Here is a 19,055-nt window from a genome sequence, read left to right as displayed (position 1 = left end):
CTCCTTATTCTGAACGAAACGAAAAAAAAGCGATGCCCGTCCCTGTGGAAAGGGACGAAAGCATCGCTTCGTGGTACCACCCTCGTTCGCACGGATTTACCGTGCCTCGAAACATCCGATAACGCGGATGAGACGCCCAGGGTGAGTGGGGACTCCAGACTAGCTTCGGTCGACCGACCCCCATCTTCTCACAGCCTAGGAAGATGTCTCTGGTGAGGCGGTTACGACGTACTCATTTCCTTCATCGTCTTTAATCGTTTCAGTTTTCTATTGGTCATTATCACATGTCAGAAACCAGACGTCAAGACTTGCCGCCAAGCCGTTCGACGAGTTTTGTCCGCCGCACCGGCTCTTCTTCCCGCGTCGCCGCCTCGAGCGCCCGGACGTCGCCGAACAAGAGCAAACTCTTCTTCGCCCGCGTGACGGCCGTATAGATCAAGTTGCGCGACGAGCGGAACCCGCCGTTGAAGAAGACGGGCATGAGTACGATCGGAAACTCGGAGCCTTGCGACTTATGGATCGTGATCGCATAGGCGTGGGTGAACTGGTCCCATTCGCTGCGGTTGTATTCGACCTCGGTCTGGTCGAAGCGGATGTAGATCTTATCGACTTTGTCGACGTTTTCTTTGGCGAAGAAGATGTTCGTGATCTCGCCGATATCACCGTTATAGACGTTCTCTTCGGCGTTGTTGACGAGTTGGAGCACTTTGTCGCCGCTCCGGTACGTCCGATTGCCGTGTTTTACTTCCCTTGCTGCCGACTTCGGATTGAACACGTTTTGGAGCGCCTCGTTCAACCCATCGATGCCGCATACCCCGCGATACGTCGGGGCGAGCACTTGGATATCGAACGGCGAATAGCCTTTTCGCAGTGCGGCGCCGGCCATCTGACAGATCGCCTGCAGCGCCGTCTCTTGGTTCGCCGTATAAAACCGGCGGTCCGGCAACGCCGCGAGCAAGTCGTCTGGCATTTGTTTCGCGTTGAGCGCGTGCGCCAAACGCAGGATGCTCGACTCGGACGCCTGCCGGTGGACGACGTCGAGCCGGACGACAGGGATGGCGCCGGTCGCCATCAAGTCGGCGAGCACTTGGCCCGGTCCGACCGACGGGAGTTGATCACGGTCACCGACGAACAAGATCTTCATCCCGTTCGGCACGGCCCGCAGCAGGCTGCGGAACAAGAAGATATCGATCATCGAGGCCTCGTCAACGATTAACACTTTGCCGACGAGCGGGTTCGTGTCATCGACTTGGAACGAGCTGCCGTCGAACTTGAGCAACCGGTGAATCGTCGAGGCCGGTAGCCCGGTCGATTCACTGAGCCGCTTGGCGGCGCGGCCGGTCGGTGCGGCGAGGACGAACGGGAACGGTTGGTTCGGTACCGGCTCGAGTTTCCAATCGAACACGTCGCTGAGGGCGTGGATGATGCCGCGGACGACAGTCGTCTTCCCTGTTCCCGGTCCGCCGGTGAGCACCATGAGCGGGGACTTCAAAGCGAGCTCGATCGCTTCGCGCTGTTGTTTGGCGTACTCGATCGAGAACATCTCCTCGACCCGGCCGACCGCGTCGAAGATCGTCGTCATATCGACGTCTTCCGTCGTCGATGTCGACATGATCCGGGCCAGTTCTTCGGCTGCTTTTCGTTCAGCCCGGTAGATGCGTGGATGATAGACGACACCGTCCTCGACGATGATCCGTTCATCCTTGACGAGCGTCTCGAGCGCGCCGTTGAGTGCCTCGCCCGGGTCGCCGCCGATGATGCGCGGCATCTCGCTCGCGAGTTGATCGGCCGTGACGAACAAGTGTCCGTTCCCTTGCTCGAGTTCGAGCACATACAATACCGCCGCCGCGATCCGCTCCGGATGGATGCCTTGAATCCCGAAGTGAGCGGCGATGGCGTCGGCCGTCTTGAAGCCGATACCTTGCACGTCATACATGAGCGCGTATGGATTCTTTTCAATCGTCTCCATGGCGCGGCCTTCATACTCTTTATGAATCTTCGAGGCGAGTCGCGGGGTCACGTCGAACGGGGCTAAAAACAGCAACAGCTGGTCGACCCCGTATAAGACGTTCAACCGCTCGGTGATGACGCGGGCTTGTTTTTCTTTCAACCCTTCGATTTTCGATAAGACATCGGGATGCTTGACGATCTGGTCGATACAATCGTCACCGAGCGTGTCCGCGATTTTTTGTGCCGTCTTTTGGCCGATCCCTGGGAACGATCCGTTCGTCAAAAAACGGACAGCGGCCCGCTTCGTCATCGGGACAACGCGACGGATCCAATCCGCTTTCATCTGTTTGCCAAACCGTGGATGGTCGACGAGACGGCCGTGCGCTTTGTACGTCTCGCCTTTCTCAATGCCGACACCGACGCCGGCGATGACCATTTCGGTCTCGTCTGTCTCAAAATTTTTCTCTTTTATACGTACGAGCGCAATGGTATGCGCTTCTTCTTCCGATTGAAACAGGACGCGGATGACTTTTCCTGTCAACTCGTAAGGTGCTGCTATCATTCGAGCCACCTCCAGCTAGTTTTCCATTCCCCATTATAGCCCGAGTTCGAACGGTAGAACAAATGGACTAACTGAATAGATTCAAGATTTGCTCGAGTTGATCGAGGTTAAGCCGCTCGAGCAGCCGAATCAATTGGTCGATATCGACCCGATTTAAGATGCGTTCGAGTTGTTCCAAGTCGACGGTCTCCAGCAACCGCTCGAACCGTTCGAGTTCACCTGAGTTGACGTATCCTTCGAGCCGGTCAAATAGCTCGGTCCGCTCGATGCGGAACAGCTGCTCGAGTGACGGTCGTTGAATGAAGAAGACGAGCCCGGCGGCCGCTACGTGGACACCCCAGTTGAGAACGACGTGACCGAGCCGTACCGTCTGTCCGACGAACGGGATGAGCGGGATGAACGAGAGCTGCAAGACGATGATGACGAGTTGAACGTACGGGTTCGGGATGAACCAAGCGGTGAGCGCGAGCAGTGCTGGGACGACCCACGCTACCCCGACCGTCCCGAGCGTCTTGGTCCACGACCGGTTTGATGACAATAGCCAATGCATGAGGATCCCGACGACGAGGAACGTCACAAACAATAACAAAAGCGTCGATGTCGCCCGCTCGGACTCGATGACGACCCGGTACAGCACGTTGTTCGTCCACTCCCCGCTGGCAAGCCGGTCATCGACCGCTGTAAATAAACGTCCGAGCATGAACCATTCGACAATGAAGAATACGACGACACTGAATAGACTAAGTATGCGCATGATGTCTCCCCTTTCTAGCGTTCCCCTTCTTTTCCCCGAACCTGAAACAAGCTATGCACGTTTTTCGTTGAATCAAAGCGGGAACTGTCGAAGTGAAACCATGAAGGAGGAAACAATTATGACGAAGCGGCTACCAATCAGTGGACTATGTGAACTCGTATTAGAAGTGACCGATATGACGGAGGCCGTCGATTTTTGGCACGGCAAGCTCGGTCTGCCGGTCGTCGAGCAATGGGTCGGGGATGACGCCGAACCGAGCGCGTCGCAAGAACAAGCGAACGAACCTTGGGCGACATGGCTGTACGTCGGCGGCAACACACGCCTCGGTCTTTGGCTGAAGCGTGACTTCACTCCAGACGAGGAAGAAAACCGTCAGCAACAAGTGACCGCATGGGACACGCTGTATGACGAAGGCGGCGCCCACGTCCATTGTGCCTTTTTCGTGCCGATGGAATCGTTCGATCAAGCGTTAGAAGTGCTCGAGGCGTCAACGATCCCGACGAAGTTGCGGACGTGGGACGAGGATGAGACGGTCAACGGCAAAGAGCGCTCGGTCTATTTTAAGGACCCGAGCAAGAACGTCATCGAACTGTATACGAAAAATATGGACGAGGCGTACGGCGAGTTTGCCGGCGAGCCGGTGAAGATCACGACGAAACAGCTATGACGGCTGTTTTCGACTGTTCTCTCTTCATGATAAGATGAGAGAAAATGGAAAAGGTTGTGCCAGATGCGATTCTTCCCTCTTCTGCTCATGATTGGTCTCGGAATGCTCACGTTTGTATTGTATTTCATGATTGATGCTTTTCCGACGCTCGATCGCCCGACTTCTTTTGCCGCATTAACATTCGTCTCATTCGGTGTGACCTTCCTCATTTTGACGGATGGTATACGCCGGGCTAAATCAGGGAAACGCGTCGTGTGGAGCTACATTGTGCTCGCTTGCACGCTTTTGTTGACGACGTTGAACTTGTTCGTCTGGTTCGCCGGAGAACTTGTGAACTGACAACGGGACGAAAAGCGCCTCTCGCAAAAAAATAGCGAGAGGCGCTTTTCGTAATCAGTTTCCGAGCAATTCATCCATTTTCGCTTTCGCGTCACGCGCGAGCTCATGGTCCGGTTGTAGTTCGAGTACGCGCTCGAGTTCGGCGTACGTCTTGTCCTGCTCACCGAGGAACGCATAGGCGATGGCCAAGTTGTAGCGGGCGTCCGTATGCGACGCATCCAAGTCGAGCGTGTCCTCGAGTGCGTCGACCGCCAAGTCGAGCTGCTCGTTTTGCGCGAGCGCGAGACCGTATTGGAACGTGATCTCGACGTCTTCCGGCGCTTGCGTTTTCGCTTCACGAAGTCGCGGCAACGCGCGGACGAAGTCACCCATCGCCTTGTACGTCAAGCCGAGCATGAAGTGCAGGTCTGCATCATTCATACCGGAAAGAAGCGCTTGTCGAAGCGACGCCTCGGCCAAGTCGACTTGTTCGAGTTCATAGGCGAGCGCGCCTTTCGCGTAATGGGCCGCACCGAACGCACTGTCGAGTTCGAGCGCCTTGTCGTAAAAGACGACCGCCCGTTCATGGTCACCGATCGCTTGAAGCAGTGTGCCCATGTTGACGTAACCGGTCGGGTCCGTCGGGTTCGCCTCGATGGCGTCGTTGAAATGTTTGGCCGCTTGTTCAAATTCACCTTGCTGCATCGCTTGGATGCCTTGTTCGTTTGCGTTCACTGTCATCACCTCATCCGATATAGTCGAGTTGTTTCCCGTTAATATACGCTTTGTCGATCGTCGCTCCGCCTAGACAGATATCGCCGTCATAAAAGACAACGGCTTGTCCTGGCGTGATGGCACGTTGTGGCTCATCAAATTTGACGAGTACTTCGCCACCATCGAGCGGCGCGATCGTTACCGGCACGTCTTGTTGACGATAGCGGAACTTCGCCGTCGCCCGGAACTCCGCCTCAGGAGCCGAGCCGGTCCACGACAATTGTGACGCAAAGAGCGCGTCTGAATAGAGCGCGTCGTGATGGAAGCCTTGGCCGACGTAGAGGATGTTCTTTTCGACGTCTTTTCCGACGACGAACCACGGCTCTCCGTCTCCGCCGATGCCTAGACCGTGCCGCTGACCGAGCGTGTAATACATGAGCCCGTCGTGGCGTCCTTTCACAATCCCGTCGAGCGTCTGCATCTCACCTGGTTGCGACGGCAAGTATTGACCGAGGAACTCTTTGAAGTTCCGCTCTCCGATGAAGCAGATGCCGGTCGAATCTTTCTTCTTCGCCGTCGCGAGTCCAGCAGTCTCGGCGATGACACGGACGTCTTTTTTGTCCATGTGCCCGATTGGGAACATCGTCCGCTCGAGTTGGTCTTGCGACAATTGGTTCAAGAAGTACGTTTGATCCTTGTTGTCATCTTTCCCACGCAACAGGCGGTGCTCGCCGTCGACGAACTCGACGCGGGCGTAATGCCCTGTCGCGACGAAGTCGGCCCCGAGGCGGAGTGCATGATCAAGGAACGCCTTGAACTTGATCTCTTTGTTACACATGACGTCCGGGTTCGGCGTCCGCCCGAGGCGATACTCGGCCAAGAAATACTCAAAGACGCGGTCCCAATATTCTTTCTCGAAGTTGACCGCGTAGTACGGGATCCCGATTTGGTTGGCGACCGCGATGACGTCCTCATAGTCTTCTGTCGCCGTGCAGAATCCAGACTCATCCGTATCGTCCCAGTTTTTCATAAAGATCCCGATGACGTTATACCCTTGCTCTTTTAACAGATGGGCCGTCACCGAAGAATCGACGCCGCCTGACATCCCGACGACGACCGTCGTGTCTTCAGGGGCTTTTGTTCGTAAGTTCATCTATCTCACTCCGTTCATAAATGTCGAGACGACCTCATGTAGTCGTTCGGCGAGCCGTGTCACGTCATCGACCGTGTTGCCCAGTCCAAAACTGATGCGGACCGATTGTTTCGTCCGGTCAGATTGACCGTACATGGCCGTCAGCACGTGCGACGGCTCAATCGTTCCAGCCGTGCAGGCACTGCCGCTCGAAATGGCATAACCACGCATGTCCATCATGATCAGGAACGGCTCAAGCTCGATGCCCGGTAGGTACAAGTTGACGATGTGCGGCAAGCGGTTCGCCCCGCTCACTTCGTACTCGACGCCAAGTTCATCAAGCGTGTGTAGCAACGTGTCAGCCATCTCTCGGTAAGCTGTCACCCGCTCGTTCCGTTCGGCTATGACCAGTTCAGCCGCTCGGCTAAACCCGACGGCACCCGGAACGTTTTCCGTGCCGGCTCGACGTTTCCGTTCTTGTTGTCCTCCAAAAGAACGCGTCGCTAATTTTACACCTGTTTTTATAAAAAGAAAACCGATACCTTTCGGACCGTTCACTTTATGCGCCGACGCCGACAACAAGTCGACGCCGAGCGCGTGCACGTCGATCGCTTCTGTGCCGAGCGCCTGGACCGCGTCGGTATGGAACAACGTATCACGGTCGGCTAGCAACGTCCCGATATCAGCAATCGGTTGGATTGTCCCGACCTCGTTGTTGCCGTACATGACCGAGACGAGAATCGTATCGTCACGGAGCGCGTCTTTAAGCGCAGCGACCGATATGGCACCGGACTCGTCGACGTCTAAGTACGTCACGTCGAACCCTTCACGCTCGAGTTGCCCCATCGCATGCAAGACGGCGTGGTGCTCGACTTTCGTCGTGATCACATGCTTCCCTTTATGTCGGTTCGCATAAGCCGCGCCGATCAAGGCGTAATTGTCTGACTCGGTCCCACCCGACGTGAAGACGATCTCGTTTGGCGTCGCACCGATCCATGTCGCGAGCGTCCGTCGTGACGCGTCGAGCGCCGCCCGAGCTTTCCGGCCGACACCATGTATGCTCGACGGATTGCCGTACTGCTCTAAAAAATAGGGAGTCATCGCCTCGAGCACCTCGGGACGCATCGGCGTCGTGGCCGCGTGGTCAAAATAGTTCATATCCGTTCACCTCATCGTTAAATATAGAACATGTAGCCTTCTGAATCTTCTTCCGCGAGATCGGCGAGTGTTGTTTCTTCTAACACCGTCTCGATCGCCGCTTTGATCTTGTCCCAAAGTTTTCGCTTCACGGCGTCGTCCGTCTCCGAGTCTTCGACGATCGTCAGCGGACCTTCGAGCAATCGAATGATCTCACCGGCCGTGATATCGCGCGGTGATTTGACGAGCTGATAACCGCCGTAGGCACCGCGGACACTTTTGACGAGACCGCCGTTACGGAGCGGGCCGATCAATTGTTCCAAGTAATGTTCTGGCAGTTCATGGCGCGCCGCGATTTTCTTCAAACTGAGCGGTTTGTTGTCTGTCTCACGGGCAAGCGCGATCATAATCGTTAAACCATAACGGCCTTTAGTAGATATTTTCATATTGGTTTCTCCTTCTGTTATACTGTTCGAACAAACGTTTGTCGAAAGGAACGTGTACGTATGAGTGATTTATTTCAACAATCGAATAGCGGGCCGCTCGCCAACCGGATGCGCCCGGAGACGTTAGACGAAGTCATCGGTCAACGCCACATCATCGGTGAAGGCAAGCTGTTGCGCCGCGCCATCGAAGCCGACCGGCTCGGCACCATTATTCTTTATGGTCCGCCCGGCACTGGCAAGACGACGCTCGCTCGCGTCATTTCAAACTATACGAAAGCGACGTTTGTTCAATTGAACGCCGTCACGGCAAAACTAGATGAGCTTCGGAGCGTCATCCGTGCAGCCGAATCTCGGTTTGATTTCGAGCAAGAGCGGACGATTTTATTTTTAGACGAGATCCATCGTTTCAATAAACTGCAACAAGATGCGTTGCTCCCGGCGCTAGAGGCCGGCAAGCTCGTCTTGATCGGGGCGACGACCGAAAATCCAAGTTTCGAGGTCAATGCGGCGCTATTGTCGCGCGCGACCGTGTTTCGGCTCGAGCCGCCTGGACAAGACGAGCTCCGGGTCGTGCTTGAGCGTGCGCTCGCCGACAAGAAAGGGCTCGGCAACTACCCGGTTGAAATCGAAGACGCGGCTGTTGACCATTATATCAAAATGGCGGACGGTGACTACCGTGTCTTATTGAACGCGCTCGAACTGGCCGTCTTGACGACGCCGGAAGTCGACGGCAAGATTCAAATCACGCTCGACGTCGCCGAAGAGTCGATCCAACAAAAAGCCATCAAATACGATAAGACGGGCGACCGACACTATGACGTCATCTCGGCGTTCATCAAGTCGATCCGCGGCTCGGACCCGGACGCCGCCCTGTACTGGCTCGCCGTCATGATCGAGGCGGGCGAATCGCCGCGCTTTATCATGCGCCGGCTGTACGTTCACGCGGCCGAAGATATCGGTCTGAGTGACCCGAACGCGCTCGTCATCGTCGACGCAGCCGCACGGGCGAGCGAACATATCGGGTTCCCGGAAGCGCGCATCCCGATGGCCGAGGCCGTCCTCTATCTTGCGACGGCACCGAAGTCGAACGCCGTCATCACCGCAATCGACAAGGCGATCCATCACGTCCGGACGGTCGAAGGTGGTCCCGTCCCGGTCCATCTCCGCGACGCGCATAGCCCTGGGGCACGCGAGCTCGGTAATGGCGCCGGCTACAAATATCCACACGACGAGAAAGACGGGTACGTCCCGCAAAACTACTGGCCGGAAAATTTGGCCCGGAAACGTCCTAAATATTATACACCGACGAGCCGTGGCTTCGAGCAACAACTCCAAAAACGGCTCGACTATTGGGAAAAACGACGCTGACTCTTCCAGAGTCGGCGTCGTTTTCTTAGTTCTGGATGCGATTGATCTCGACACCAGCCGTCTCGAGCATTTGATTGACGACGTACCCGGCGGCGACGAGTCCTGCGACCGACGGCACGAACGCGTTCGAGCTCGGTGGCATCTTCGCTTTACGGATCGGGGCGTCTTTCTTACCGACGACCTCGTTCACGTCCTCGCGCGTCACGATCGGTGACTCGTCCGAGAACACGACCGGCACGCCTTTATAGATGTTATGTTTACGCAGACGCGTCCGCACCATCTTCGCAATCGGATCGTATGACGTGTCTTTAATGTCGATGACTTGAATCCGGGTCGGGTCCATCTTATTGGCCATCCCCATGCTTGAAATGACCGGGATACCACGACGTTTACACTCGACGATCAAATGAATCTTGTAGATGATCGTATCTGACGCGTCGATGACGAAATCGATGTTTTGAGCGAAAAACTCTTCGAACGTCTCTTCGGTATAAAACATCTTCAACTGGACGAGTTCGACGTCCGGGTTGATGTCGAGCAGACGTGCCCCCATCGCCTCGACTTTCGGTTGTCCGACTGTCGACAAGAGCGCGTGGATTTGACGATTGACGTTCGTGATGTCGATATCGTCTTTATCGACGAGCACAATCCGACCGACACCGCTTCGGGCAAGTGCTTCGGCTGCGAACGAGCCGACACCGCCGACACCAAGAATGGCGACCGTCTTCCCTTTCAACGTTTCAATACCTTCTTGACCGATGGCCAACTCATTACGTGAAAACTGGTGTAACATAATCTTCCTCCAAATTAATACTATTTTTTCACACTATTTTACTCGGAATTATAATCAAAAAAAAGACGTCTAGCGACGTTTTTACAATAAAATCGATGGGGCCCGGAGTGCCGTGACGATGCCCTGCTTTTGAACCTGCTTAAGCAGGTGGGTGATCTAGCGTCCCCTTCACAAGTCCTCCTGCACGTGATGAGGCAGTTGATCCGGCTAGCAGTTCGATCTCCCGTATTCAAAGTGTTGGCTCAAAATAACGAAGGCGGCTCTCGAACACCTCAGGTATCCCATCTGATGCCCTTACTATAGCATCCCATGTAAAAAGAAGTCAATCAGAAACCTCGATTTCCGGTGACGGTTTCGTCACATCCACGTGTCACGAAACGCACGCGTCGGGTCATACGTATCTTGTTGGCGTGAGACGTTGAAACGCCGGTCGCGTGAATCGTTGCCGACACCGGCCTGATACGCCCAATTGCCATAATTGCTGGCGACGTCGTAGTCGATGAGCATCGCTTCGAAGTAGGCCGCACCATAGCGCCAATCTTGTCCGAGCTCTTTGGCGAAATAGCTCGCGACGATTTGCCGGCCCCGGTTCGACATCCATCCCGTCGCGTTCAACTCGTGCATGAACGCATCGACGAACGCGACGCCCGTCTCGCCTTGCTGCCACCGATGAATCACATCCTCGTCCACTTTCCACGCCTTGTCCTTCGAACGTATCCCTTGGCGACGGAACAACCGCTTCCCTTGCTCGAGCGCGACCCATTGGAAAAACTCGCGCCACAACAGTTCAAAATAGAGCCAATATGTCGACTCGTTCGCCCCGTGCTGTCGTTCATGAAGCTCTAGTTCATGGAGCACACGCCGCGGCGAGAGCGACCCGTTGGCAAGAAAAGCCGACAACTTGGATGAGTCGTCGACCCCAAAGCCGTTCCGCGTCTCTTTATACGTGCGGACGGGGCCTGCCAAATACTCGCTCAGACGTTTCCGCCCCGACGTCTCGCCGCCTTGAAACGGAAAAGCGGACCGGGCGTCAAGCGTCGGACGCTCGAACGGGACAGGAAACGGGAGCGGACGCGACTGACCTGAGCTCGTCCGCTCGATCAGCTGTTCAGGACGGGCATCGTCCTCGACCGCTTTTCGGAACTCGGTGAACAAAAACGGCATTTTTTTAAACGGGATTTCGGTGCGTGGGTACAGCGTGAATCCGTCGAACGATTGCCACTCCCCTTGCCAACGTGCGATGACGTCTTTTTCAAGCAAGCGTTCGTTCAATCCGATCGAGCGTTGAAACAACAGCCGGTCTGTCGGGTCGAGGATGTCAAGCGGGTGACCGACATGCACGTAGAGCGGAATCCCGAGCGCATCGAGCGATCCGGCCAAGTCTTCTAGCGACTCTTTTAAAAATTGAAGCCGTCTGTCCCCGAGCGGGATGACGCCGAACTGATTTTCGTTCAGCTCGTCTTCCCTTATAAAGTAATGCCCCTCGATCGCTTCATCATGTTTCTGCGCCTCTTCGAGCGGCCGATGGTCATCGATCCGTAAATCGTTCTGATACCAAATAATCGTCTTCATATTCTTCGCCTCCTGGCTCTATTATGCGTGATGCATGTGCCATCAATCGTGTCGAACCTGTTCGAAATATGTTTTCATTTCCGCAACGTGTGGAATATAACTCTTTAGAGAAGAGAAAGGGGTGCAACAACATGGCTAGAAAAGGAAAATTTGGTACACTCATCAAAGTCGCGACGGCGGTCGCTCCGTTCGTCTACAATTATTATAAAAAGAACAAAGCAAAAAAAGCAGAAACACCTAAAAAATAATCAATGACGTCTCAGCCAAGCTGAGGCGTTTTTTTCTTGCCTTGAAACCAATTATGATATGATGATGGAACATTTTTGGGAATCGAGGCGACCAGTATGCAGGCGGTATGGATACAGTCTTTACGAATTAGTTTGAAGTGGGCGTTGTTCATGGGCGGTTTGTTCCTGCTCGCCCTCGGGTCGTCGATGATGATCACGGCCGACCTCGGCGTCTCGACGTGGGACGTGCTCCATCTCGGGCTCGCCCGGCACACGCCGATCTCGGTCGGGACGATCATTCTCCTCGTCGGCCTGTTGCTCGTCTTATGCAAATACATATTGGACCGCATCCGACCCCAGTTCGGGACGCTCGTCAACGCCGTCTTCGTCGGTGTGTTCATGAACTTGATCCTTGACCACCACTTGTTGCCGACGCTCGACGGAACCGCACTCAATATCGCCTGGCTCGTTCTCGGCATCTTCGTCATTGGCATGGGCGCCGGGCTGTATGTCGCCATCGGTTACGGCGCCGGCCCGCGTGACGGACTGACGCTCGCCTTGGCCGACCGTTTCAATACATCGGTCCGCATGATGCGGACGTGGATGGAGCTTTCCGCTTGCTTGATCGGCTGGGTGCTCGGCGGTCCCGTTTTTTTCGGGACGGTGCTGTCGATTTTCTTGATCGGTCCGTTCTTCCAGTTTTGGCTCGAACAGTTCCGCCGGCTCGTCTCGGTCATCGACCGGGCGAAAGCCGATATCGCCTGAATTTAAGAGAGGAAATCGGACTCAAGGGGTCCGATTTCCTCTCTTTGCTGTTACGGGACGAGGACGATCTTACCGACCTTGCCTTGCTGTTTGAAATACGTTTGCGCCGCCCGGGCCTCTTCTAACGGGAATGTGCGGTCGACGACCGGCTTGATTTGACCGCTCGAAATCGCTTGGAGCATCGCTTTGAATTCCGCTCGTGTCCCGAGCACCGATCCATACATCGTAATGTGCTTCAAATAGAGCGTACGGAAATCGAGATCGGTCCGTTGTCCCCCGGCCGATCCGGATATGCAAAACTTACCGCCGTTCTTCAATACATCGAGCGACGTTGCGAACAACGCATCCCCGACGACGTCGAGCACGGCATCGACCGGTCCACCGTTCGCTGCTAAAATCTCGTCCGCGAGCGTCTTCGACCGATAGGAAACGACGTGGCTCGCCCCGAGCGCTTTCAGTTTCGGTGCGTCTTTCAAATCGCCGATGATGGCGATGACGTTCGCTCCGAACACGTGCGCTGCAATCTGCACGTTCAACGAGCCGACACCGCCGCTCGCACCGGTGACGACGACCGTCTCACCAGGACGGATTTGAATTTGCTCGTTCATGTGCCAAGCCGTCAACCCGCTCACCGAGAAGACGGCGCTGTCGACGAAACTGTCGAGCGGCATGTCATAACAAAGCTCGGCCGGCCAGACGACATATTCCGCATAACCGCCGTCATATTCCGAGCCGATGAACGACATGTCGGGAGCGATATGCTCCGCACCGTCAGCCCCACTCGACGTGAACGGAAACAAGACGACACGCCGGCCGATCATCCCTTCATCCACTTGATTCCCGACCCCGACAATTTCTCCGGTAATATCTGATCCTGGAATCCGGGGAAACTGGACTCCCTCCGGACGCCAGCCCGACTCCTGATCCGTCCCGTACGCCCCTTCTCGCATCCATATCTCCGTATTGTTGATGCCGCACGCCTGTACGCGGACGAGCACCTCATCGTCTTTCGGTGTCGGGACCGGGACGTCGACGACCTGTAATTGATCGACGTCACCGTATCCGATAACTTGAACTGCTTTCATCAATTCGTTTCCTCCTCACACACACACTGATGCTTGTTTATACCCATTTTACGCAAAACAGCCACCAAGACTTGAATCACTGGTGGCTGCCCGACTAGTTATAGCTGCTGCCGTCTGAGCAGCCCGGCGAAGACGCCGCCTTTGGCACTCAACTCGTCGTGCGTGCCGTCCTCGACGATGCCGTCGGCGGTGACGACGAGGATGCGGTCGGCATTCTTCACGGTCGCAAGACGGTGAGCGATGATGAGCGTCGTCCGGTCGGCCGCGAGTTCCGTAAGCGACTCTTGGATAATCGCTTCCGTCTCGGTGTCGAGGGCGGACGTCGCTTCATCTAATATTAAGATCGGCGGGTTCTTTAAGAACATGCGGGCGATGGCGATCCGTTGTTTCTGTCCGCCCGACAGTTTCAGTCCCCGCTCTCCGATCTGTGTGTCGAGCCCGTGCTCGAGTTCGTCGACGAGCGAGTTCAAATGTGCCTTCTCGACCGCGTGCATGACTTCCGCGTCGCTCGCCTCGAGCTTACCGTAGGCGATGTTCTCGCGGAGCGTCCCGGCGAACAAGAACACGTCCTGCTGCACGATCCCGATCTGGCGACGCAGACTCTCTTTCGTCATGTCACGGATGTCGATCCCGTCGATCGTGATGGCCCCACCCGTCACGTCATAAAAGCGTGGGATGAGCGAACAGATCGTCGTCTTGCCGGCACCGCTCGTCCCGACGAGGGCGACCGTCGACCCGGTCGTGATGTCGAGGTCGATATGCGTCAACACTTCTCGGTAGTCCGAGTAGCCGAACGAGACATCGTGGAAAGCGATGTTCCCTTTCAGTGAACTGACCTCGACCGCGTCCGGACGGTTCTCGATGTCCGGTGCCTCATCGATCAGTTCTGTGAACCGTTTGAAGCCGGCCATCCCTTTCGGATACATCTCGAGGAGCGCCGTGATCTTCTCGACCGGTTTGATGAGCAAGTTCATATACAAGATGAAACCGACGAGCTCACCGTATGTCAATTCGTTTTCATACGTCAAGTACGCCCCGTAGACGAGGACGAGTAATGTCATGAGCCGTGTCGTGATATAGATCCCGGCGAGCGACTTACTCATGACCCGATACGCTTCGATCTTCGAACCGCGATAGAAGTTGTTGTCTTGTTGGAACCGGTTGATCTCGAACGTCTCGTTCGTGAACGACTGGACGACACGCGCGCCAGAGACGCTATCTTCGACGCGGGCGTTCACTTCACTGATGTTGCCGTACATCTTTTGCCACGCCTTGTTCATGTTTTTATTGGCGTACGTGATCATGATGACGAGGAATGGCACGGCGATGACCGTCACGAGCGCAAGTTGCGGATTGATCGAGAACATGATCCCGAACGCGCCGAGCAATGTCATGATGGCGATGAAGAAGTCTTCCGGGCCGTGGTGTGCCACTTCGCCGATGTCGAACAAGTCGTTCGTGACCCGGCTCATCAAGTGACCGGTCTTATGGTTGTCGAAGAAGCGGAACGATTGCTTATGGATGTGCGTGAACAGTTCTTCGCGCATGTCGGTCTCGATATTGATCCCGAGCTTGTGCCCCCAATAGTTGACGACGTACTGCATCATCATGGCGAGTATGTACAGAATAAGCAGGCCGATACTGATGATAATGATCCAATTCCACTCGCCGCCTGGTAACAGAACGTCGATGAACCATTTCACAGCGAGCGGGAAGCCGAGCTCGAGCAGGCCGACAAGGATGGCGAACGTGAAATCAAGGATGAATAACTTCTTATGTGGACGGTAATAACTAAAAAAACGTGAGATCATTTCCTTTCCCCCTTCTAAACAAATAGTTTACGCTTTTTTGCAGGAAGTGGAAAATGGGAAGCACGTCTTTTTCAATCTTTTTTCAGACGATGTATAATGGACGTAAGGAGTGATAACAATGAACGTACAGATTACAGACCGCGCGAGAGAGCGCATCAACGCCTTAAAAGGCGACCGTGACGGACAGATGCATTTGTTTTATGAGACGGAAGGCTGCGGTTGCGGCAATAGCGGCATCTTCGAGATCCGCTACGTGACCGAGACGACGCCAGAAGACGTCGAGATCGACTCGAACGTCGGGCCAATCCTCATCAAGAACTGGACGAAAGTCTTCCTAGATGAAGACATGATCATCGACTACCGCGACGATAAACGGTCGCTCGTCTTGAAGAGCAACGGTCAAGTGTTCAACTCGAACCTACTTGTGACCGACGGGACCGGTTGCCAGCTGAACGTGCCGAGCGCATGAAACAAGCGCTCCAGGAGCACCCGAAGTTGATGCTTTGGTTCCTCCTCAGCTTCGGCCTCGGTTTGTTCGGCATCTATCTCGCTTTCACGGACTCCGTCTATACGATGACGGCCGTGATCGCATCGCTGTTCGCGTTCGGGTTCGCGCTTCAACTTACTGCAAAGAAGATGGAACAGCAGAATGACTAAAAAGGAGGTTCGCCGCGGCGAACCTCCTTTTTTGTTTATCCTTGTTTCTTCTCTTTCACCGCTGTCCGGATTGACAACTCTTCGAGTTGCGCGTCCGCGACCGAGCTTGGTGCTTGCGTCAATAGACAGCTCGCCGACGCCGTTTTCGGGAAGGCGATCGTGTCACGAAGGTTCGAACGACCCGCGAGGATCATGACGAGGCGGTCGAGACCGAGCGCGATACCCGCGTGTGGCGGTGTGCCGTATTCGAACGCTTCGAGCAAGAAGCCGAACTGGGCAACCGACTCTTCGACCGTGAAGCCGAGCAGTTTGAACATGCGCTCTTGAATGTCACGCTCATAAATCCGCTGCGATCCGCCACCGAGCTCATAGCCGTTCAAGACGAGGTCATACGCGAGCGCGCGCACGCTTGCTGGGTCCGTCTCGAGCAAGTGGAGGTCGTCACGGTTTGGCATCGTGAACGGGTGGTGGTTGGCGTAGAAGCGGCCGTCTTCTTCTTCGAACGTGACGAGCGGGAAGTCCGTCACCCAAAGGAAGTTGAACTTCGACTCGTCGATGAGTCCGAGCTCATGACCGAGCTTGACACGAAGGGCGCCGAGGCTGTCGGCGACGACAGTTGGTTTTGCCGCCACGAACAAGAGCAGATCGCCCGCTTCCGCGTTCGTCGCTTCAATCAACTTCTGTGCGTACGTCTCGTCGAAGAACTTCGCGATCGGTCCGTTCAAGCCTTCAGCCGTCACTTTAAGCCAAGCGAGGCCTTTCGCGCCGTAGACGGCCGTGAACTCTTGAAGTTTGTCGATGTCTTTACGCGAGAACTTGTCGGCCTCGCCTTTGACGTTGATCGCTTTGACGTGTCCGTTCGACTCGAGCGCCATATCGAACACTTTGAAGCCTGCGCCTGTGACGGCGTCGGCGACGTCGATGAGTTCGAGACCGAAACGTGTGTCCGGCTTATCCGAACCGAAGCGACGCATCGCTTCCTCGTGCGTCATCCGCTCGAACTTGGACGGTGTGTCGGTGCGACCGAGCGTCGCTTCCATCACTTGCCCCATCATCGCTTCCATCATCGCCATCAAGTCTTCGACGTCCATGAAGCTCGTCTCGATGTCGACTTGTGTGAATTCCGGTTGACGGTCGGCCCGGAGGTCTTCGTCACGGAAACAGCGGGCGATTTGGAAGTAACGGTCGAACCCAGCGACCATGAGCAACTGTTTGAACAGCTGCGGTGATTGTGGGAGCGCGTAGAACTCGCCACCGTGGACACGGCTCGGGACGAGATAGTCACGGGCGCCTTCCGGTGTCGACTTCGTCAAGATCGGCGTCTCGACTTCGAGGAACTCTTCTTCTGTCAAGAAGTTACGGATCGTGTTCGACGCCTTCGAGCGGAGACGGAACGTCTCTTGGAGTGCCGGACGACGCAGGTCGAGGTAACGGTATTTGAGGCGAAGGTCTTCTGAGACATTTTCCGCTTCGTCGCCGATTGGGATCGGTGTCATCTTCGCCGCGTTCAAGATGTTGATCTCTGAAGCGATGACTTCGATGTTCCCTGTCGGCATGTTCGGGTTTTTGTTTTCACGTTCGAGGACGGTCCCTTTGATGTCTAAGACGTACTCGCTACGGATTGATTCCGCGAGCTTGTGCACCGCTTCGTTCTCAGGGCGCACGACGACTTGGACGATGCCTGTGCGGTCACGAAGGTCGATGAAGATGAGGCCTCCGAGGTCGCGTCGTTTTTGAACCCAACCTTTCAATTGTACTTCTTGGCCGATCAGTGACTCTGTCACGCGGCCGTTCATATGTGTGCGTCCGATCATTGTCCTGCTCCTTTCGATAGTTCACGAATTTTGTCTGCGACGGCCGAGAGTGGCACGTCGACTTGTTCTCCAGTTGCCATGACTTTGAGCGAGGCCGAGCCGCGTTCGACTTCATCGTCTCCAAGGATGACGGTGAATGCCGCATTTAAGCGGTCGGCTTGTTTGAATTGACCTTTGAACTTACGTCCGAGGTAATCGCGGTCGGCTTTGAACCCTTCCATGCGGAGGAGTTGCAACAGGCGCGTCGCCGTCGTCTCGACGTCTTTTCCGCCTTGGGCGACGACAAAGACATCAAGTCCGGTCGCAAGCTCAGGGAGCACGTTCTCGTTCTCGAGCGCGAGGATGAGCCGTTCAAGCCCGATCCCGAAGCCGATACCTGGCATATCCGGTCCACCGATATCTTGGACGAGGCCGTTATAGCGTCCACCGCCGCAAAGCGTCGTGATCGCGCCGAAACCTTCTGCTTCCGACATGATCTCAAACGCCGTGTGCGTGTAGTAATCGAGGCCACGGACGAGTGTCGGGTCGACCTCGTAGGCGACACCGAGCGCGTCCAAGTGCTCGAGCACTTTGTCGAAGTACGCTTTCGACTCTTCGTTCAAAAAGTCGAGGATCGACGGTGCCGACTTCATCGCCGGGTGATCGCGATCGACTTTACAGTCGAGGACGCGGAGCGGGTTTTGGTGCAAGCGCGTCTGACAGTCCTGGCACAATTCGTGTGCGACCGGCTCGAAGTGACGGATGAGCGCTTCGCGGTGGGCGTTGCGGCTTTCCGCGTCACCGAGCGAGTTGACGACGACTTTGATTTTTTGTAAGCCGAACGATTTGTAGATCGTGTAGGCGAGGCTGATCACTTCGGCGTCGACGGCCGGGTCACTGCTGCCGATCGCCTCGACACCGTACTGGTGCAACTGGCGGAAACGGCCTTTTTGCGGACGCTCGTAACGGAACATCGGTCCCATATAGTACAGCTTTGTCGGTTGATCGGGACTGCCGAACAGTTTGTTCGTGACGAAAGCGCGAACGACTGAGGCCGTTCCTTCCGGACGGAGCGTGTACTCGTCCTTGCCTTTTTTGACGAGCGTGAACATCTCTTTTTGGACGATGTCCGTCGTTTCGCCGACGCTGCGTGTGAACAGGTCCGTCGTTTCAAAAATCGGTGTGCGAATCTCTTTATAGTTGTAGCGGGCACTAATGTCGCGTAACTTGTCTTCGACATACTGCCACGTCTCGACCGTGCCCGGGAGCAGGTCTTGTGTACCGCGTGGTGCTTTCATCAAAAT

The 19,055-nt window shown here is 55.5% G+C and carries 18 protein-coding genes and 1 other RNA gene; 6 read left to right on the top strand and 13 right to left on the bottom strand.

Annotated features, from left to right (window positions below):
- Nucleotides 1-301: 301 nt before the first annotated feature.
- Together recD2 and EVJ20_RS01070 are read right to left on the bottom strand one after the other, a co-directional pair.
- Nucleotides 302-2,512: an SF1B family DNA helicase RecD2 gene (gene recD2, locus EVJ20_RS01075; RefSeq protein ID WP_201740003.1), complete on the bottom strand. Its 2,211-nt coding sequence runs from the start codon at nucleotides 2,510-2,512 to the stop codon at nucleotides 302-304.
- 67 nt (nucleotides 2,513-2,579) lie between these two features.
- On the bottom strand, nucleotides 2,580-3,266 hold the full coding sequence (locus EVJ20_RS01070; protein ID WP_131465427.1) for a hypothetical protein: 687 nt from the start codon (nucleotides 3,264-3,266) through the stop codon (nucleotides 2,580-2,582).
- Between the two features lie 118 nt (nucleotides 3,267-3,384).
- Between EVJ20_RS01070 and EVJ20_RS01065 the strand changes: the two genes are divergently transcribed.
- Together EVJ20_RS01065 and EVJ20_RS01060 are read left to right on the top strand one after the other, a co-directional pair.
- On the top strand, nucleotides 3,385-3,933 hold the full coding sequence (locus EVJ20_RS01065; RefSeq protein ID WP_236633721.1) for a VOC family protein: 549 nt from the start codon (nucleotides 3,385-3,387) through the stop codon (nucleotides 3,931-3,933).
- Nucleotides 3,934-3,996: 63 nt separating this feature from the next.
- Entirely contained in the window at nucleotides 3,997-4,272 is a 276-nt protein-coding gene (locus EVJ20_RS01060; RefSeq protein WP_071399470.1) for a hypothetical protein, read from the top strand.
- A gap of 54 nt (nucleotides 4,273-4,326) precedes the next feature.
- Here the strand turns inward: EVJ20_RS01060 and EVJ20_RS01055 are convergent, their stop codons facing one another.
- Genes EVJ20_RS01055 through cymR form a run of 4 tightly spaced genes read right to left on the bottom strand, consistent with a single transcriptional unit; the run spans nucleotide 4,327 to nucleotide 7,680 of the window.
- Nucleotides 4,327-4,992, bottom strand: a complete 666-nt coding sequence (locus EVJ20_RS01055) for a tetratricopeptide repeat protein (protein WP_201740002.1) — start codon at nucleotides 4,990-4,992, stop codon at nucleotides 4,327-4,329.
- Between the two features lie 4 nt (nucleotides 4,993-4,996).
- Nucleotides 4,997-6,118 (bottom strand): tRNA 2-thiouridine(34) synthase MnmA, encoded by a 1,122-nt coding sequence (gene mnmA, locus EVJ20_RS01050; RefSeq protein WP_131506862.1) that lies wholly within the window; start codon nucleotides 6,116-6,118, stop codon nucleotides 4,997-4,999.
- Nucleotides 6,119-7,255 carry a cysteine desulfurase family protein gene (locus tag EVJ20_RS01045; RefSeq protein ID WP_131506860.1) on the bottom strand — a complete coding sequence of 379 codons (1,137 nt, stop codon included), beginning with the start codon at nucleotides 7,253-7,255 and terminating at the stop codon, nucleotides 6,119-6,121.
- Nucleotides 7,256-7,272: 17 nt separating this feature from the next.
- On the bottom strand, nucleotides 7,273-7,680 hold the full coding sequence (cymR, locus tag EVJ20_RS01040) for a cysteine metabolism transcriptional regulator CymR (protein WP_131465435.1): 408 nt from the start codon (nucleotides 7,678-7,680) through the stop codon (nucleotides 7,273-7,275).
- 60 nt (nucleotides 7,681-7,740) lie between these two features.
- Here cymR and EVJ20_RS01035 point away from each other — a divergent pair, with 60 nt between their 5' ends.
- Nucleotides 7,741-9,048 carry a replication-associated recombination protein A gene (locus EVJ20_RS01035; protein ID WP_131457337.1) on the top strand — a complete coding sequence of 436 codons (1,308 nt, stop codon included), beginning with the start codon at nucleotides 7,741-7,743 and terminating at the stop codon, nucleotides 9,046-9,048.
- A gap of 25 nt (nucleotides 9,049-9,073) precedes the next feature.
- Here the strand turns inward: EVJ20_RS01035 and EVJ20_RS01030 are convergent, their stop codons facing one another.
- The 3 genes from EVJ20_RS01030 to EVJ20_RS01020 form a co-directional block, all read right to left on the bottom strand.
- Nucleotides 9,074-9,841, bottom strand: coding sequence for a tRNA threonylcarbamoyladenosine dehydratase (locus EVJ20_RS01030; RefSeq protein ID WP_131465437.1), 768 nt, complete (start codon nucleotides 9,839-9,841; stop codon nucleotides 9,074-9,076).
- 95 nt (nucleotides 9,842-9,936) lie between these two features.
- A non-coding RNA gene (gene ssrS, locus EVJ20_RS01025) (6S RNA) lies at nucleotides 9,937-10,123 on the bottom strand.
- Between the two features lie 75 nt (nucleotides 10,124-10,198).
- The gene (locus tag EVJ20_RS01020; protein ID WP_131504792.1) at nucleotides 10,199-11,413 is read right to left on the bottom strand and encodes a DASH family cryptochrome; all 1,215 of its coding nucleotides are present in this window, start codon (nucleotides 11,411-11,413) and stop codon (nucleotides 10,199-10,201) included.
- A 344-nt stretch (nucleotides 11,414-11,757) separates the two neighbouring features.
- On the opposite strand from EVJ20_RS01020, the gene EVJ20_RS01015 reads away from it, so the two are divergent.
- Nucleotides 11,758-12,405: a YczE/YyaS/YitT family protein gene (locus EVJ20_RS01015; RefSeq protein WP_070327662.1), complete on the top strand. Its 648-nt coding sequence runs from the start codon at nucleotides 11,758-11,760 to the stop codon at nucleotides 12,403-12,405.
- Between the two features lie 50 nt (nucleotides 12,406-12,455).
- Here the strand turns inward: EVJ20_RS01015 and EVJ20_RS01010 are convergent, their stop codons facing one another.
- On the bottom strand, nucleotides 12,456-13,490 hold the full coding sequence (locus EVJ20_RS01010) for a zinc-binding dehydrogenase (protein WP_131457346.1): 1,035 nt from the start codon (nucleotides 13,488-13,490) through the stop codon (nucleotides 12,456-12,458).
- 98 nt (nucleotides 13,491-13,588) lie between these two features.
- Entirely contained in the window at nucleotides 13,589-15,301 is a 1,713-nt protein-coding gene (locus EVJ20_RS01005) for an ABC transporter ATP-binding protein (RefSeq protein WP_131465443.1), read from the bottom strand.
- A 118-nt stretch (nucleotides 15,302-15,419) separates the two neighbouring features.
- Between EVJ20_RS01005 and EVJ20_RS01000 the strand changes: the two genes are divergently transcribed.
- Nucleotides 15,420-15,770, top strand: coding sequence for an iron-sulfur cluster biosynthesis family protein (locus EVJ20_RS01000; RefSeq protein WP_131465445.1), 351 nt, complete (start codon nucleotides 15,420-15,422; stop codon nucleotides 15,768-15,770).
- Entirely contained in the window at nucleotides 15,743-15,958 is a 216-nt protein-coding gene (locus tag EVJ20_RS00995; RefSeq protein WP_131506857.1) for a hypothetical protein, read from the top strand. Before EVJ20_RS01000 ends, EVJ20_RS00995 begins: the two co-directional genes overlap by 28 nt.
- 35 nt (nucleotides 15,959-15,993) lie before the next feature.
- On the opposite strand, the gene aspS is transcribed toward EVJ20_RS00995, so the two are convergent.
- Entirely contained in the window at nucleotides 15,994-17,772 is a 1,779-nt protein-coding gene (gene aspS / locus EVJ20_RS00990) for an aspartate--tRNA ligase (RefSeq protein ID WP_131506855.1), read from the bottom strand.
- Nucleotides 17,769-19,049, bottom strand: a complete 1,281-nt coding sequence (hisS, locus tag EVJ20_RS00985; RefSeq protein WP_131506853.1) for a histidine--tRNA ligase — start codon at nucleotides 19,047-19,049, stop codon at nucleotides 17,769-17,771. The genes aspS and hisS overlap by 4 nt, the downstream gene beginning before the upstream one ends.
- Between the last annotated feature and the right edge of the window lie 6 nt (nucleotides 19,050-19,055).

Origin of the sequence: Exiguobacterium sp. SH0S1, from assembly GCF_004337165.1 — a bacterium.
Classification (GTDB): Bacteria; Bacillota; Bacilli; order Exiguobacteriales; family Exiguobacteriaceae; genus Exiguobacterium; species Exiguobacterium aurantiacum_A.
Note: the sequence above shows the minus strand (reverse complement) of the source record. Positions and strands in the feature narration are given on the sequence as shown.